15 protein-coding genes are annotated in these 15,264 nt (G+C 74.7%); 5 read left to right on the plus strand and 10 right to left on the minus strand.

The genetic code is table 11. The annotated features are described in order from the left end of the window. Positions 1-19 precede the first annotated feature (19 nt). From ABD665_RS04350 to ABD665_RS04360, 3 genes are all read right to left on the minus strand, one after another. Positions 20-2,815 carry an AAA family ATPase gene (locus tag ABD665_RS04350; protein WP_204912068.1) on the minus strand — a complete coding sequence of 932 codons (2,796 nt, stop codon included), beginning with the start codon at positions 2,813-2,815 and terminating at the stop codon, positions 20-22. Between the two features lie 103 nt (positions 2,816-2,918). After that, positions 2,919-3,278, minus strand: a complete 360-nt coding sequence (locus ABD665_RS04355) for a nuclear transport factor 2 family protein (protein WP_204912067.1) — start codon at positions 3,276-3,278, stop codon at positions 2,919-2,921. Between the two features lies 1 nt (position 3,279). Beyond that, on the minus strand, positions 3,280-4,245 hold the full coding sequence (locus tag ABD665_RS04360; protein ID WP_204912066.1) for an alpha/beta hydrolase fold domain-containing protein: 966 nt from the start codon (positions 4,243-4,245) through the stop codon (positions 3,280-3,282). A 296-nt stretch (positions 4,246-4,541) separates the two neighbouring features. On the opposite strand from ABD665_RS04360, the gene ABD665_RS04365 reads away from it, so the two are divergent. The 4 genes from ABD665_RS04365 to ABD665_RS04380 all read left to right on the plus strand — a co-directional run bounded on the left by ABD665_RS04365 (position 4,542) and on the right by ABD665_RS04380 (position 7,886). Then, entirely contained in the window at positions 4,542-5,567 is a 1,026-nt protein-coding gene (locus ABD665_RS04365; RefSeq protein ID WP_204912065.1) for a DUF4331 family protein, read from the plus strand. Between the two features lie 68 nt (positions 5,568-5,635). Further along, the gene (locus ABD665_RS04370) at positions 5,636-6,709 is read left to right on the plus strand and encodes a HoxN/HupN/NixA family nickel/cobalt transporter (protein WP_204912064.1); all 1,074 of its coding nucleotides are present in this window, start codon (positions 5,636-5,638) and stop codon (positions 6,707-6,709) included. A gap of 168 nt (positions 6,710-6,877) precedes the next feature. Further along, complete coding sequence (locus ABD665_RS04375) at positions 6,878-7,354, plus strand: GFA family protein (protein ID WP_204912063.1); 477 nt, start codon at positions 6,878-6,880, stop codon at positions 7,352-7,354. Between the two features lie 97 nt (positions 7,355-7,451). Continuing rightward, positions 7,452-7,886, plus strand: a complete 435-nt coding sequence (locus ABD665_RS04380) for a methyltransferase domain-containing protein (RefSeq protein WP_204912062.1) — start codon at positions 7,452-7,454, stop codon at positions 7,884-7,886. Between the two features lie 13 nt (positions 7,887-7,899). On the opposite strand, the gene ABD665_RS04385 is transcribed toward ABD665_RS04380, so the two are convergent. From ABD665_RS04385 to ABD665_RS04410, 6 genes are all read right to left on the minus strand, one after another. Next, positions 7,900-8,235, minus strand: a complete 336-nt coding sequence (locus ABD665_RS04385) for a hypothetical protein (protein ID WP_204912061.1) — start codon at positions 8,233-8,235, stop codon at positions 7,900-7,902. Positions 8,236-8,456: 221 nt separating this feature from the next. Beyond that, positions 8,457-9,353, minus strand: coding sequence for a hypothetical protein (locus ABD665_RS04390; protein ID WP_204912060.1), 897 nt, complete (start codon positions 9,351-9,353; stop codon positions 8,457-8,459). Beyond that, positions 9,350-10,144, minus strand: coding sequence for a COG4705 family protein (locus ABD665_RS04395; protein WP_204912059.1), 795 nt, complete (start codon positions 10,142-10,144; stop codon positions 9,350-9,352). The genes ABD665_RS04390 and ABD665_RS04395 overlap by 4 nt, the downstream gene beginning before the upstream one ends. Positions 10,145-10,244: 100 nt before the next feature. Further along, positions 10,245-11,030 (minus strand): ABC transporter permease, encoded by a 786-nt coding sequence (locus ABD665_RS04400; RefSeq protein ID WP_204912058.1) that lies wholly within the window; start codon positions 11,028-11,030, stop codon positions 10,245-10,247. Then, complete coding sequence (locus ABD665_RS04405; protein WP_204912057.1) at positions 11,027-12,496, minus strand: ATP-binding protein; 1,470 nt, start codon at positions 12,494-12,496, stop codon at positions 11,027-11,029. The genes ABD665_RS04400 and ABD665_RS04405 overlap by 4 nt, the downstream gene beginning before the upstream one ends. Before the next feature lie 65 nt (positions 12,497-12,561). Next, complete coding sequence (locus ABD665_RS04410; protein WP_204912056.1) at positions 12,562-13,767, minus strand: glycosyltransferase; 1,206 nt, start codon at positions 13,765-13,767, stop codon at positions 12,562-12,564. Positions 13,768-13,889: 122 nt separating this feature from the next. Between ABD665_RS04410 and ABD665_RS04415 the strand changes: the two genes are divergently transcribed. Beyond that, the gene (locus ABD665_RS04415) at positions 13,890-14,564 is read left to right on the plus strand and encodes a response regulator (protein WP_204912055.1); all 675 of its coding nucleotides are present in this window, start codon (positions 13,890-13,892) and stop codon (positions 14,562-14,564) included. A gap of 10 nt (positions 14,565-14,574) precedes the next feature. Here ABD665_RS04415 and ABD665_RS04420 read toward each other — a convergent pair whose 3' ends face one another. Next, on the minus strand, positions 14,575-15,249 hold the full coding sequence (locus tag ABD665_RS04420) for an FCD domain-containing protein (protein WP_204912054.1): 675 nt from the start codon (positions 15,247-15,249) through the stop codon (positions 14,575-14,577). Between the last annotated feature and the right edge of the window lie 15 nt (positions 15,250-15,264).

Below are 15,264 nucleotides of genomic sequence, written 5' to 3' on the forward strand. Positions count from 1 at the left end.
GCTCGCTGAGCGCGCCGGGTCAGCGGCCGAGCGCCGCGCGCAGCTGCGCGCGGGACGTGATGCCGAGCTTCGGGAAGACCCGGTAGAGGTGGGCGCCGACCGTCCGGTGCGACAGGTAGATCTGGGTGGCGATCTCCTTGTTCGTCAGGCCTTCGGCGGCCAGGCCGGCGATCTGCAGCTCCTGCGCGGTGAGCAGCGCGACGGCCTGGTCCGGAGCGTCGTGCCGGCGGTTCACGACGGGAGCCCCGGCGGCGCGGAGCTCGGCGGCGGCCCGCTCCGCCCACCGCTTCGCCCCCGCGGTGTCGAAGGTGCCCAGGGCCTCGGCCAACGGCTCCCGCGCTTCCGACTCCCGCCGCTGCCGGCGGAGCCACATGCCGTAGGCCAGCCGGGTCCGGGCCAGCTCAAGCGGGGCGCCGCTGCCCGTCCCCGCGGCGATCGCCGCCCGGAACTCGTCCCCGGCCGCCGCGCCGTCGGCGAGGAGCGCCCTGCTGCGGTGCAGCAGCATCGCCAGGTGGGGAGAGGCGTACGTCTCGTTGTCGCGCTCCAGCTGCTGCAGCACGACCGTCACCTCCGCGACCTTCCCGGTCTGGACCGCCGCCTCGGTGAGGTCGGCGACGGACCAGGCCGCGAAGGTGGGGTGGCTGCCCACCTGGCGCAGCCGGACCCAGGCGTCCCAGTGACGGTGCTCGGCCAGGGCGAGCATCCCCGCCGCCCAGTGCAGCTCGGCCTCCTTCCGGCCCAGCGGAGCGCCGCTCGAGATCGCCTGCGCCCGCTCGATCTCGGCCGCCGCCTGCGGCAGGTCGCCGAGCCAGACGTGGGCCAGCGCCGAGACGAGCAGGGCGGCGGGGCGCACGTTCTCCAGGTCGACCTCGCTCGACGCGCGCTGGGCGACCTCGGCGCTCGCCAACGACCCCGTCAGGTCCCCGGCCAGGATCCGGATCAGCGCCCGCCCGTGCAGCGCCAGCCCTTCCTCGCTGACCTCCCGTGCGCGGCCAGTCAGCTCGGCCGCGGCCGCCCACAACGCGGTGGCTCCGGGGAGGTCCTGGATGGCCTCGGCCGCGTACGCGAGGCGGTTCGGCGGGATCTTCGCTCCGTCGAGCTCCTGCAGCCGGCCTCGCCAGCGGGCGGCGTTGCCGAGCGGGTCGAGGAGGATCAGGGCCACCCGCCCCTGCACGTCGAGCTCGTGGTGGCGCTCCAGGGCGGTGAGCGCCGCGAGCGCACGGCGACGCAGACCCTCGGCGGGCTGGAGGACGTAGAGCCCGACGGCCACGGCGACGAGCGCGCGGGTCCGCTCCTGGGGGTGCGCCGTCCCGTCGGGGCCACCGAGGCGTTCGGCGATCTCGACGAGCTCCTCGACCCGGGCGGCGAACTGGCCGTCGTCCGCCCCCAGCCGCCAGCGCGTGATGGCGGCCCTGACCGCGAGCGCCGGCTCGGCGGTCGGGTCGATCAGCAGCGGCCGCGCCGCGTCGGCCAGGCGGGACGCCGACGTCACGCCCGCCAGCCGGGCGGTCTCGGCCGCCTCGACGAGCCGCCGGAGCCGCAGGGACGGATCGACCGACAGCGCCGCGGCACGCTCGAAGGCCATCGAGGCCTCGGCCTGCGCGCCGCGGTAGGCGGCGTCCTCGGCGATCGCGGTGAGCGTCTCGGCGACCGACTCGTCGCGGTCCGGGGTCGCGGCAGCGAGGTGCCAGGCGCCGCGGTGCGGCTGCAGGGTGCTCGCCAGCGCACGGTGCACCGCGAGACGCTCGGCGATCGGCGCGGCGTTGTAGACGGCGGAGCGGACCAGCGGGTGACGGAACCGCAGGTGCTGCGCGTCGACGCGCACCAGCCCGACCAGCTCGGCCGGCGCCAGGTCGGCGGGCGACAGGCCGAGCTCGGTCGCGGCGGCGACGACCTCGCTGAAGGGGGCGTCACCGCTGGCGACGGCCACGAGCAGGAAGCGCTGCGTCGCGCCCGGCAGGCGGTGGACCTGCTGCATGAACCCGTCCTCGAGCCGACGGGAGAGGGGCAGCTCGGGCAGGAGCTCGGCGTCCGCCGCCAGGCCCCGCTCCTGCAGCTCGGTCGACAGCTCGAGCAGCGCGAGGGGGTTGCCCCGCGCCTCGCGGAGCACCCGGGCGCGCGCGGGCGGCGGCAGCCGTACGGGCAGCTGGTCGAGGAGCTCCTCGGACTCCCGCGCGGTGATCGGTCCCAGGCGCAGGTGCTCGATCGGGGGGCCCAGCCAGGTCGTCGACGGCAGGTCCCCGTCGCGGAGCGTCGCCACGAGGACGACCCGGGCCTGCCCGAGGCGCCGGGCGACGAACCCCAGCACGTCACCGGAGGAGCGGTCGAGCCACTGCAGGTCCTCCACGAGCAGCAGGACCGGTCGCGGGGAACCCGCCTCCTCGAGGAGCCCGAGCGTCGCGATGCCCACCAGCAGCTGGTTCGCGGTCGGCGCCTCGTCCGACTCGTCCAGCCCGAACACGGTCTCCAGCGCCTGCTGCTGCCGGGGTGGCAGCGACGTGCGCAGGTGGAGGACGGGCTGCAGCAGCTGGTGCAGCCCGCTGTAGCCGATGCTGCGCTCGCGCTCGACGGCGTCGCAGCGCAGCACGACGAAGCCGAGGTGACGGGCGTAGGCCTCGGCCACCTCGGCCAGCGCCGTCTTGCCGATCCCCGCCTCGCCCGAGATCACCACGGCGCGTCCGGCCCGGCTCACCTCCGACAGCGACGCGCGCAGGTGGTCCACCTCCCGCTGACGTCCCGTCAGGGGTCGCGCCACCTGCCCTTCGTCGTCGACCGTGCGCAGCGCGCGTACGGACGAGGCGGAGGCCCGCTGCATCTCGGCTCATCTCCCTGGGTCGCTGGATCGACGGTGTCGACCGTAGGCGAGCCGCGCCGGGCTGTCATCAGCACGATGACTCTCGTCCTCGTGCCCGGGGCCGTCAGCCGTCGAGCATCGTCCAGAGCCGCGCGATGCGCCCGTCGACGACCTCGACGACGTCCAGCCCGGCCAGCACCGGGTCGCCGCCGGGCGGACCGAGCCGCCACGGCCGGGAGCCCAGACCACCCACGCCACGGAACGGGCCGGCGGGCGAGAACACGAACCCGGGCCCCTGCGCCAGCAGGCCGGTGATCGCGGCCTCGAGCGCCACCCGACCGGTCACCACCGCGCCCGGGTCGGTGAACACGACGTCCTCGGCGAACACCTCCGCGACCACCGCCGCGCGCCGCTCCGCGTCCGGTTCGTTGAACACCTCCTCCACCATGCGTCCCAGCAGGGCGGCCGGCGTCGGCGCCGTCACGTCAGTCCGTCCCCAGCACGCCACGCAGGAAGCCGACGGCCTGGGTGATGGCGGCCTGCGCGGCCATGGTGTGCCGCAGCGGGTTCAGCCCCACGAAGTCGTGGGTGATCCCGGCGTAGCGCACCGCCGTGACCGGGACGCCCGCGGTCCGGAGCTTCGCCGCGTACGCCTCGCCCTCGTCGCGCAGCACGTCGGCCTCGCCCACGATCACCAGAGCCTGCGGCAGCCCGGCCAGGTCGTCGGTCGTAGCCCGCAGCGGCGACGCGGTGATCTCGGCCCGCTCGGTCGGGTCGGTCGTGTACTGGTCCCAGAACCACTGCATCCCGGCCCGCGCGAGGAAGTAGCCCTCGGCGAACTGCCGGTAGGAGCCGGTCTCGAAGTCGGCGTCGGTCACGGGGTAGAAGAGCAGCTGACCCACGAAGGAGACGCCGCCGCGCTGCTTGGCCAGGAGGGTGGTGACCGCGGCCATGTTCCCGCCCACGGAGTCGCCGGCGACGGCGATCCGGGAGGCGTCGAGGCTCTGCTCCGGGCCGTTCATCGCGATCCAGTCCGCGACGGCGTAGACCTGCTCGATCTGGGTCGGGTAGCGGTGCTCCGGCGCCAGGTCGTAGTCGGGGAAGACCACGGCGGCCTGGGCGCCCACAGCGAGCTCGCGGACCAGCCGGTCGTGGGTCTGCGGGCCGCCGAAGACCCAGCCCAGGCCGTGCACGTAAAGGATCACGGGGAGCACCCCGGTCGCGCCGGCGGGACGCACGATGCGCACCCGGACCGACCCGGTGGGGCCGCCCTCGACGGTCAGGTCCGAGACGTCGGCGTCGAGCAGCACGGGGGGCGGGTCGGACTGCACCCCGTCGACGAGCTTCCGTCCCTGCTCGGGCGACAGCTGGTAGAGGAACGGAGGGTTCGCGTTGGCGTCGGCGAAGGCCTGCGCGGCGGGTTCCAGGACGGGGGTGACGAGCTCGCTCATGCGGGTGGTGCCTCTCTGTCGGATGTCGAGTCACCGATCCTCATCGGCGACCGGCCGCGCCCACATCCGTCACTCGACTGCCGCCGCTGGTGGCGGGCCGGACGTCGCGCCCGGTCGCCGGCGCCGTCCCTCCGCCGTACGCCGGAGTCACCTGACTCAAGCGCCGGCGCCCGTCCCGCGTCAGGGTGGCTCAGCAGCCCGCGCCGGGCTCGCACCCGCACCGGCCGACCCGGAGCGCCGCGGTGCCCGGCGTCCTCGCCGTCCCGCACCGTCCGCACCCACAGAAACGAGCTCCCGTGTCGCACCACCTCGACTCCCCCCTCGCCCGCCAGGACGTCCGCCTCGACCTGACCGACCTGTACGCCTTCCGCGGAGCGACCGGGACCGTGCTGGTCGTCAACGCCTCGCACTCCCTCGGCGAGCCCGCGACGCCCGGCTTCCACCCCGAGGGCATGTACGAGCTCAAGATCGATCTCGACGGCGACGCCGTGGAGGACGTCACCTGCCGGCTCGTCTTCTCCGAGCGCGACGAGCAGGGGCGCCAGCCGTACGTGCTGCACCGCGTCGCCGGGCCGGACGCCACCGACCCGTCCGCCGCCGGCACCGTCGTGCTGTCGGGCACGACCGAGGTGGAGGCCGAGGCGGACGGCCTGCGAGCGTGGGCCGGGCACGCGGGCGACCCGTTCTGGATCGAGCCCGACGTGCTGCACGCGGTCGGGCACGCGTTCCACGACGGGACCAGGGTGGACCTCGCCGACTGGGACGCCGCCCAGGCGAAGAACCTCTTCGCCGGTCAGACCGTCTACTCGATCGTCCTCGAGATCCCCGACGAGCAGCTGGTCGCCACCAGCCCCGCCGGCAGGATCGGCGTCTGGGCGGTCGCGACGCTGGCCACGGACGCCGGCGGCTGGCGCTCGATCAACCGCATCGGCCTGCCGATGATCCACCCGCTGTTCGCGCAGTACGACGAGGACCTGGGCGACCGGCTCAACGCGGGCGTGCCGTCGGACGACCTCGTCACCTACGGCGACCACGTGACCGACCGGGTCGCGGGCGTCGTGGCCGCCTACGGGACGGCCGAGGACCCGCGCGCCTACGCGGAGCGCGTGGCCCACCGGTTCTTCCCGAACGTCCTGCCCTACGAGGTCGGGACGCCCGCCGCCTTCGGCTTCGTGGGCTGGAACGGCCGGTCGCTGACCGACAACGTCCCTGACGTCATGTTCAGCCTCGCCGCCAACACGCCGGTCTCCCTCGGCATCGGCAAGGGCTCGGTGACCGCGAAGCCGCGCCCCGTCTTCCCGTACGTGCCCGCGGTCGCCTGACCTCCCCGCTCCGGGCGCTCCCGGTGGTCGGGAGCGCCTCCGCCAGGTACGTGAGAAAGGGGTCCGTCGTGCGGCAACCGCAGGGCACCTCGACGAGGAGCGGCGACCTCCGGTCGCTGACCGGGATGGGGCTGGCGATCCTGGGGCTCCACCTCCTCGGCCTCGCGCTGCTGCTCTGGGCACGTCCGTCGGCGGGGGTGCCCGTCGGCACGCTGTCGCTCGGCACCCTGTCGGTCGGCACGGGTGCGGCTGTCACCGCGTACACCCTCGGCGTCCGCCACGCCTTCGACGCCGACCACATCGCCGCCATCGACAGCACCACGCGCACGCTGCTGGGCTCCGGGCGGCGAGCGACGTCGGTGGGCTTCTGGTTCTCCCTGGGCCACTCGTCGGTCGTCCTGGCCCTGACCGTGCTCCTCACGTCGGGCCTGCACGCGCTGACCGGCCAGCTCGAGGACGAGGGGTCGGGCCTGCACGCGATCACGCAGACCATCGGCACGACGGTGTCGGGGGTGTTCCTCTACGGGATCGCCGCGGCGAACGTGGTGCTGCTCGTGCGCCTGCTGCGCGGCCGACGCCGGCAGCAGCACGACGGCGACCCGAGCCCCGCGCCGGGTCCCGGACCGGTCGGGGGCCCGTTCGTGTGGCTGCTGCGGCCCCTCCTCGACGTCGTGCGGACGCCGCGACAGATGTATCTCGTCGGGCTGCTCTTCGGGCTGGGCTTCGACACCGCCACGGAGGTCGGCCTCCTGGTCCTGGCCGCGTCCGGCGTGGCCGCCGGGGTGTCGTGGTCCGGCCTGCTCGCCCTGCCGATCCTCTTCGCCGCAGGCATGTCCCTGTTCGACGCCGTGGACGGCGCGATCATGCGTTTCGCCTACGGGTGGGCTCGGCAGGACTCGCGTCGGGACCTGCCGTACAACCTGCTCGTGACCGCGCTCTCCGTCTGCGTGGCGGTCGGCGTCGGGACCGTCGAGCTGGCGACCCTCGCGGCGGACCGGTGGGGTCTGGAGGGGGTGGTCTGGACGTGGTTCCGCAGCCGTGACCTCGGCCCCCTCGGGCTCGTCGTGGTCCTCGCCCTGGTCACGGTGTGGCTGGTCTGGGTGCTCCTGCGACGGACGCGCACGGCGCCGGACGCGGGCTGACCGCCGTCGCCCCCCGCACGAGAGCCGTCGACCGAGTCATCCGACGGATGTCCGCGGCCGGTCACGGCGCCGAGGATCAGCGGGACAGGCCGACCGGAGCCTTCGAGGTCGTGAGACCGGGACCGGCGGCACGGCACGACGACACCCAGCACAGACGGAGGAACACCCATGCCCGACCCGTACTCAGGACGCTGCGCCTGCGGAAGGATCACGTACGCCTTCACGGCAGCACCCGACTTCATCGCGAACTGCTACTGCCAGGACTGCCAGCGTTCGTCGGGGTCGGTGCTGGCCAGCTACTTCCGCGTCGACGTCGACGACTTCACGCTCCTCAGCGGCACCCCCCGGTCGTACGGGTACACGGCCGACAGCGGCAACACGCTGGTGCGGTCGTTCTGCCCCGACTGCGGCTCCCGCCTGGTCAACGAGCAGCTCGCGGGCTTCCCCGGGAAGATGTTCGTGATGCTCGGCAGCCTCGACGACCCGGAGCTGATCGCGCCTCCGATGATGGAGATCTTCACCGCCCACCGGACCTCCTGGACGAAGCCGTTGGACGTCCCCCAGCACTGGGCGCGCCCCGACGCCGACCCTGCCGTCGTGGCCGCCCGCATCGCCGCGGGCGAGCTGCCGGGAGGGTGCGGCTGATCGACGCAACGGAGCGGGCTGCGTCGGCGCAACCGACGTCGCTCGCCCCGCTCCGCTTCTCACCGACGGGGGTGGGCGCCGCACTACCGTCGGCCGCATGGCCGGAGCTGGTGCGCACCCGCTGTCGGACCGGCTGCGCCGCGTCGTCGAGGCGCTGCCGCTGCGTCCCGGCCTCCGGGTGCTGGAGGTCGGCGGCGCACCGGGGGCCGCAGCCCGTGCCGTCGCGGAGCGCGTCGCGCCGGACGGCCACGTGCTGGTGCTCGACCGTTCGGCGCGCGGGATCGCGCTGACCGAGGCGCTCTGCGCGCCCGAGATCGCCGCGGGGCTGCTGTCGACGAGGCTGGCGGCGGTCGAGGACGTGAGCCTGGACGTCGCCCCGTTCGACCTGGCGTTCGCGTGCCGGGTGGGAGCGCTCGACGGTCGGCATCCCCAGCTGTACGAGGCCGCCCTGGCGAACCTCCGGCGCGCGGTGGTCCCGGGCGGCGTGCTCTACCTCGACACCGGCGAACCGCTGGACGCCGTCCGCCTCTGACTGCCGCGAGGGCTCAGTCCTCGAGCAGCGCCTGGCGCAGCGCCGGGATCATCCTGTCGAGCAGCCTCGGCGCCAGCACGTCGACGAGGTCGTCGAGGTCGGCCGTGGGCTCCGGCGTACGCGCCATCTGCTCCATGCGCACCGGCGGTGCGGTGACCGGCCGGTGGTACGTCGGGGCGGCGCTCTTCGCGCCCTCGGCCGGGCCGCCCGCGCCCTCGTCGACCCACGCGTCGAACGCCTGGTCGATGGCTCGGTGGAGCCGGTCGACGAGCTCGCGCGCAGCCGCGGCGTCGACCGGTCGGCCCGCTCCGGTGGGCGTGCCGGCGGTCGTTTCGTACGAGGACGTCATGCCGCCAGCCTCTCACCGCGACCGCGACTCGCCCTGGGCGAACCGGCCGGGCCTGCCGCTCTGACTTGCCGACGTACGAGTCCCACCTGTCCCAGGACTTTCACGTTTACGTGAAACTCCGGTACTGAGCACGGCAGATCTGCCGTGGTGAGTACCGGTCTTTCACGTAAACGTGAAAGACCTGTGGCGCCTGGGCCGACGCGGCGGGAGCGAACACCGCCCTACCGCTGAACCCCGCGGTCCCCGCTCAGGAGCACCACCCCCACCGCGGCGAGGGCAGCACAGCACGCGGCGGCCGCCAGGGTGGTACCGCTGAGGGCGGCCCCATCGTGCAGGAGGGTCCGTCCGCCGACGACGGCGGTCAGCGGGTCGACGAGGGTCAGGCAGCAGACGACCACCTGAGGCGCGCCGAGCAGGTAGGCCGACTGCATCGCCCCGACCCCGACCGGCAGGGCCACGGCCACGGCGAAGACGGCGGTGACGACCAGCGCCCCCGGAACTCCCGCCCTCGAGCCGACGACCTCGCCGAGCGTGCGGACCAGGACCGAGACGAGGCCGAAGAGCACCGCGGCGACCACGGCCCGCCCGACGCAGCCGGGCAGGGCCGGCACCCACGACCTCGTCAGCAGGAGGAGCAGGAGGAGCCCGGCCCCGACCACCGAACCTCCGCCTGCCGCGACCGCGCCCCACGTCGGGAGCGCGGCGGCCCGGACGGGTGGCAGCAGGAGGACGACGGTCAGGGCCGCGACGCCGGCGACGCTCAGCGCGGCACCGAGGACCGCCGTACGCGACGGCCGACGACGGCGCGCGAGAGCGGTCGCCAGGACGGTCACCGGGACGGCGAGCACCCCGACGGGCTGGACGAGGGTGACGGGGGCCAGCGTGAGCGCGACGACGTGCAGCCCGCCGCCGAGCCCGGCCTGGCCCGCCCCCAGGAGCCAGGCGGGCTGGCGGACGAGCCGCAGCCCGGCGGCGACCCGCTCCCGGACGGTCGTCCGCGCCGGCGAACCGGACGCCGAGGCCAGCACCGCGTCGTGCTGGCGGACCGACGCCAGCCCGAAGAGCAGGGCGCCGGCGGCGGCGAGCGCGACGGCCAGCAGAGAGGACGGGGCGGTCACACCGTCTCGGGCACGGGAGCCTGCACGTCGGTCCGGCGGACGGCGAGCCAGGCGACGAGCGCCGCGATCAGCAGGGCGGCGACCCCGGCCACCGGGCCGTCCCCGAACCCGAGCCCGCCACCGTGCGAGGCCGGCTTGCCGAGCCAGTCCGCGATCGAGGCACCGAGCGGGCGCGTGAGCACGTACGCGACCCAGAAGGCGACGACGGGGTTGAGCCGGAAGAAGCGCCAGCCGATCGCGGGCACCGCGATCGCCACGGCGAAGATCGCGACCGAGGGCAGGTAGCCGAGCTCGAGCTGGTCGGCCGTGAGGTCGCCGGCCGCCGTCCCGAGGGCGAAGCTGGCGAGGACCGTGGCCCAGTAGAAGAGCTCGCGCCGGCGCGTGGTGATGCTGTGGATGGAGAGCGTGCCCTCGGAACGGTGCCACCAGAAGAAGAGCGCCCCGACGACGAGCAGGTAGAAGACGGTCGTCACCGCGTACGGGAGGCCGACCAGGTGCACGCCGTCCGCCGCCATCGTCCCGAAGACGGCGACCATCGCGACGGCCAGCCAGTAGACGGGCGCGGTGTAGCGCCGGGTCCGGAGCTGGAGCCACAGCGCGGCGGCGAGCCCGAGCACGCCGATCGCGATCGCTGCCACGAGATTCGTGCTCGCCAAGAAGTCCGACAGCGCCTCCCCCATGCCCGTCGTCAACGTCTTGACCACCCAGAAGAGGACCGTGATCGCCGGGACCTTCGCGGCCAGGTCGGTGCTGCCGGAGGCGACGGGGGTCACGGTGCTGGTGCTGGTCACGGGCTGTCCTCGGGGACGGGGTGTCGGCGGGGTACGCGAGCCCGACGCTGGCCTCGACGTGGCGGCCGGCGCCCCGGGAGGGTGGGCGCCGACCGCAGCCTCAGTCTGGGACGGGTCGGCTGAGCCGGACCTGAACGCGGGTCGCCGGCCGCAGGTCCTCCGGGACGAGGAGCCCGCGCTCGATCAGCAGCGACCCCACGACGACCACGATCGTCTGGGCCGCGAGCAGCCCGACGAGCACGAGGACCTGGGCGGCGCCGGCCTGGGCGGGGCTGCCGCCGCCGAGCAGCACGCCCACGAACGCCCCGGGTAGGGTCACCAGCCCGACGGTGCGGGTCTGGTCGAGGCCCGGGACGAGCGCCTCCGCCCGGTGCCGGCCGATCACCAGCCGGACCGCGACGGGGACGGGGAGCCCGAGGGCCAGCGCCCCCTCGTACGTGTCGCGCTCCTCCCGCAGCGCGGCGAAGCACCGTCGCCCGTTCAGGCTGCTCGCGGTCATGGCCCCGCCGATGACGATGCCCGCCACCGGCACGATGCCGGCCCCGTTCCACGGCACCGCGCCGGACGCGAAGACCACGACGAGCACCGGGAACGCGCCCGACGCCACGGTCACCAGGACCCACGGCCACGCCCGGACCGCGCCGATCCGCCTGGCGGAGGTGCCGACCGCGACGGAGAGCATGACCAGCGCGAACAGCAGCGACCACGTCACCCGCCCGAGGACGGCGGTGAGGACGAGCGAGACGAGCGCGAGCTGGCCGACCGCGCGGGCGACGGCGACCGCGTTCGAGCGGGCCGTGCCGAGCCGGCTCAGCGCCGCCACCCCGACGGCGACGCCGGCGAGGACCGCCAGCGCAACGACGAGGTGGGTCGAGAGCGTGGTCACCCCGGCGGCTGCCGGTCCGGCCCGGCGGGCCCGGTCGCGCCCGCGGCGTCGCCCACGTCGAGCGGACCGACCGGCTCGGGCACCAGCGGCAGCCGGAGCTCGAAGCGGCACCAGCCGAGCGGATGCTCCACGACGGCCAGCCGGCCGCCCTGGGACGTGACGCCGGCCCGGGCGATCGCCAGCCCGAGGCCGCTGCCGCCGGCGTCGCGGGTCCGGCTGACGTCGAGCCGGACGAACCGTTCGAAGATGCGGTCCCGGTCCTCCGGGTCGACCTCCGGGCCGTCGTTGTCGACCCAGACCACGGCGTCCCCACCCTCGGTCGTGAGGGTCAGCGCGACCTGGCCCGCGGCGTGCCGCTCGGCGTTGTCGACCAGGTTCCGCAGGGGCTGCGCCACGCGCGACAGGTCCGCGTGCACCCGTACCGGCTCGATCCGCGTGGTCACGTCGAGGGTGCTCGTGGTGCGCAGGCGCCGGGCCTCGTGGTCGACGAGGTCGTCGAGGTCGACGTCGGTCGGGTTCGTGGTGGCGTCGTGGGCGTCCACGCGGGCCAGCGTCATGAGGTTGCCCACGAGGCCGCGCATGCGGACGAGCTCGGCGTTCATGGTGTCGAGCAGACGGGTCCGGACCTCCTCGTCGCTCGTCCGGCCGGCGAGCTCGGCCGCCGTGCTCAGCGTGGCGAGCGGGCTGCGGAGCTCGTGGCTCGCGTCGGAGACGAAGGCGCGCTGGGCCCGGTCCGAGGCCTGCAGGCGGTCGAGCATGGCGTTCATCGTCTGCGCGAGCGCGGCGATCTCGTCGCGCGTCGGCGGCACGTCGAGCCGGGCGGTGAGGGCACGGGCGTCGATCTCGGCGACCGTCCGACGGATCTGCTCGACGGTGCGCAACGCCCGGCCCACGAGCACCCAGACGGCCGCGGCCACGGCCGCGAGCAGCAGGGGCGTGCCGGCCAGCAGGAGGACGGCCACGGTCTGCACGGTGTCGCGCTGGATCCGGATCGGCACGGCGACCTGCACGAAGTACGTCCGGCCGGCCGACTCGACCGCGGTGGTGACGACCTTCCACTCCCCCCGCTCGTCGAGGGTGTCGATGTCGAGCTCGACGGAGTCGTACGACCCGACCGTCGGCCGCTGCGCCGACAGCGCCTCGGTCGTCGAGCGGCGCGACGACCCGATCACGGAACCCCCGGCGTCGAGCACCAGCGTGACCGCGTCGGTCCGGCTCTGGTCGCTGAGCGCGGCGACCGTGGCCGGGACCCCGTTCGCGTCGATGCGGGAGACGACCTCGGCCGCGCGCGCTCGGCCGGTGGCCTCCACAGCCTGCTCGAGCGACGACTGCAGCACGAGGAGCAGGCCGGTGCCGCCGACGAGCATCGCCACGACGACGACCACCACGGCCACGAGCACGGAACGTCCCCGGACGCCGACCCGCGAGCCCCACCGTTCGGCGAGGCCCTCCGTACGCGCGCGCACCGCGCCTCCCCGTGCTGCCGAGTGGTCCGAGACGCCGATCGTCCCACCGCTCGGGCGGCCGGGCCTCATGCGGCCGTGGCGAGGCTGCGGCCCGTCGCCCGTACGCCCGCCCGGGTGACGGCCAGCCAGGCGTAGCGGTCCTCGAACGCGGCCACGGTCGCGCCCAGGGCGTGGGTCTCGGCGATCGCCCGTCCCGCGCGCCCGAGCCGGGTGCGCAGCCCGGGGTCGGCGAGCAGCGCGGTCAGGGCGTCGGCCAGGCCGACCACGTCGCCCGGGGCGTGCAGCCGGCCGTTCACGCCCGGGCGCACGAGGTGCGGCAGGGCCATCGCGTCGGCGGCGACCACCGGCAGCCCGGCGGCCATCGCCTCGAGCGTCGCGAGGCTCTGCAGCTCGGCGGTGCCGGGCATGACGAACACGTCGGCGCGCGCGTACGCGGCCCGCAGCGCGTCGTCGTCGACGGCGCCGAGGAAGCGGACCGAGGCCGCGACCCCGAGCGTCCCGGCCAGGAGGGTCAGCGCCGGGCGCAGGCTCCCCATCCCGACCACCTCGAGCCGCGCGCCCAGCGCCGGCGGGAGCAGCGCGAAGGCCCTGAGCAGCTCGTCGACGTGCTTCTCGCGCTCGAGGCGACCGACGAAGAGCACCGTCGGCGCACCCCCGTCGACGGCCGGGCGGTCGACGGCGAAGCGGTCGAGGTCGATCCCGCACGAGACCACGTCGGCCGGCGCGAGCGTGGTCGCCGCGGCGAGCAGCTCGGCGGCCCTGCCCGTCGGCACGGTCAGCAGGTCGGCGTCGCCGTACACCCGCTCGAGGTCGCGCCAGGCGAGCCGGCCCGCGGCGTCGGGGAAGCGCCGGACCAGCGGGACGTGGTGGAGGAGGTTCTCGGGCATGAAGTGGTTCGTGGCCACCACCGGGACGCCGGCGCGGCGCGCCGTGCGCAGCAGCGTGCGCCCGAGGCCGAGGTGGGACTGGACGTGGACGACGTCGGGGCCCGCCAGCTGGAGCAGGTCCTCGACCTGCCGGCGTACGCCCCGCGGGGTGGAGACCTGCATGCGCGGGCGGCCCGGCAGGCGCGTGGACCGGAGCCGGTGCACGCGGACGCCCTGCTCGAGGTAGGTGTCCTGGCGCCCGTCGGCCGAGGGCCACAGCAGGTCGACCGTGTGCCCGCCGGCGGCGAGGCCCGCCGCCAGCCGGGCCGTGAAGGTGGCCGCGCCGTTGATGTACTCGGGGTACTGGTCGGCACCCAGGACGATCTTCATGATGATCACGCTCACCCATCCCGGCTGAGCCCGACCTGAACGTCTGCACGCCGCGCGCCGGGCGCGCCCACCCCGCTCAGGCCCGACTCAGCCGGCGGGCGGGAGGATGCCGGGAGAGCGTCGGGAGGGGTGCCGGGATGAAGGTCCTGCTGGTCGAGGACGAGGGGCGCCTCGCGGACGTGGTCAAGGAGGGCCTGGTCGCCGAGGGCTTCTCCGTCGACGTCGTCGGCGACGGCGTCACCGGGCTGTGGGCCTCCACGACGAACCCGTACGACGTGATCGTGCTGGACATCATGCTGCCGGGCCTCAACGGCTACGACGTGCTCAAGGAGCTGCGGCGCCGCAAGGTCTGGACGCCGGTGCTGATGCTGACGGCCAAGGACGGCGAGTACGACCAGACGGACGCCTTCGACCTGGGCGCCGACGACTACCTGACCAAGCCGTTCAGCTTCCTCATCCTGGTCGCCCGGCTCCGCGCGCTGGTCCGCCGCGGCGCCCCGGAACGTCCCGTCCTCGTCACCGTCGGCACGCTCGTGCTCGACCCCTCCCGCCGGGCCGTGGCCCGCGGCAGCGTCCCGATCAGCCTGACCGCCCGGGAGTACGGCCTGCTGCTCTACCTGATGCGCCACGCCGGTGACGTGCTGAGCAAGGCGCAGATCCTCGACAACGTGTGGGACTCCGCCTACGAGGGCAGCGACAACATCGTCGAGGTCTACGTCGGCTACCTGCGCCGCAAGCTCGACGTCCCCTTCGGCCTCACGACCCTGCACACCGTCCGCGGGCTCGGCTACCGCCTCGACGCGGACGTCTGAGCGCAGCCGTCTAGAGCAGGCCCTGCTCGTGGGCCTCCTCGATCGTCACGAGGGTCGTCCGCATGTGCTGCACGGCGACGCGGGTGGCGTTCTCGGTGTCGCCGTCGCGGTAGTGCTCGAGGATCTCGGCGTGCTCCCGGTCCGACTCGGCCCGACGCTCCGGGCTCGCGCGCAGGGAGAGGCCGACGTAGGTCGAGGCGCTGTCGCGCAGCCCGCCGAGGATCGTCGCCAGCCGGCTCGCCCTGTCGTCCTCGGCGAAGCACGCGTGGAACTGGCGGTTCAGGTCCGACCAGAGGCCGATGTCACGGGTGCGGGTCATGCGCTTCATCAGCCGCTCGGCCTCGTCGAGGCGTTCCGGGCTGACCTTGCCGATCATGCGCCCCACCATCAGCGGCTCGAGCGCCATCCGGAGCTCGTAGATCTCGCGCACCTCGCCGAGGTCGAAGCTCCGCACCCGCGAGCCGCGGTGCGGGTCGAAGACGACGAGGCCCTCGCCGGCCAGGTCCCGCAGCGCCTCCCGCACGGGGGTGATGCTCACGTCGAACTGGTGCGCCAGCTCCGCCTGGATCAGGCGGGCGCCCGCCGGCAGCTCGCCGTCCAGGATCGCCTGGCGCATGCGCTGGAGGACGTAGGCGTGCGCGGTCAGGTTCGGCCGCTCGCCGCTACGCATCTGCCCTAGCGGCATCCTTCGCCTCCTGCA

The organism is Microlunatus spumicola, from assembly GCF_039536445.1.
Classification (GTDB): Bacteria; Actinomycetota; Actinomycetes; order Propionibacteriales; family Propionibacteriaceae; genus Microlunatus; species Microlunatus spumicola.

Excerpts from the sequence above, each read along its gene's own strand:
- ABD665_RS04350 (WP_204912068.1), bottom strand. The coding sequence starts at position 2,815 with ATGCAGCGGGCCTCCGCCTCGTCCGTACGCGCGCTGCGCACGGTCGAC.
- ABD665_RS04360 (WP_204912066.1), bottom strand. The coding sequence starts at position 4,245 with ATGAGCGAGCTCGTCACCCCCGTCCTGGAACCCGCCGCGCAGGCCTTC.
- ABD665_RS04375 (WP_204912063.1), top strand. The coding sequence starts at position 6,878 with ATGCCCGACCCGTACTCAGGACGCTGCGCCTGCGGAAGGATCACGTAC.
- ABD665_RS04380 (WP_204912062.1), top strand. The coding sequence starts at position 7,452 with ATGGCCGGAGCTGGTGCGCACCCGCTGTCGGACCGGCTGCGCCGCGTC.
- ABD665_RS04385 (WP_204912061.1), bottom strand. The coding sequence starts at position 8,235 with ATGACGTCCTCGTACGAAACGACCGCCGGCACGCCCACCGGAGCGGGC.
- ABD665_RS04415 (WP_204912055.1), top strand. The coding sequence starts at position 13,890 with ATGAAGGTCCTGCTGGTCGAGGACGAGGGGCGCCTCGCGGACGTGGTC.
- ABD665_RS04420 (WP_204912054.1), bottom strand. The coding sequence starts at position 15,249 with ATGCCGCTAGGGCAGATGCGTAGCGGCGAGCGGCCGAACCTGACCGCG.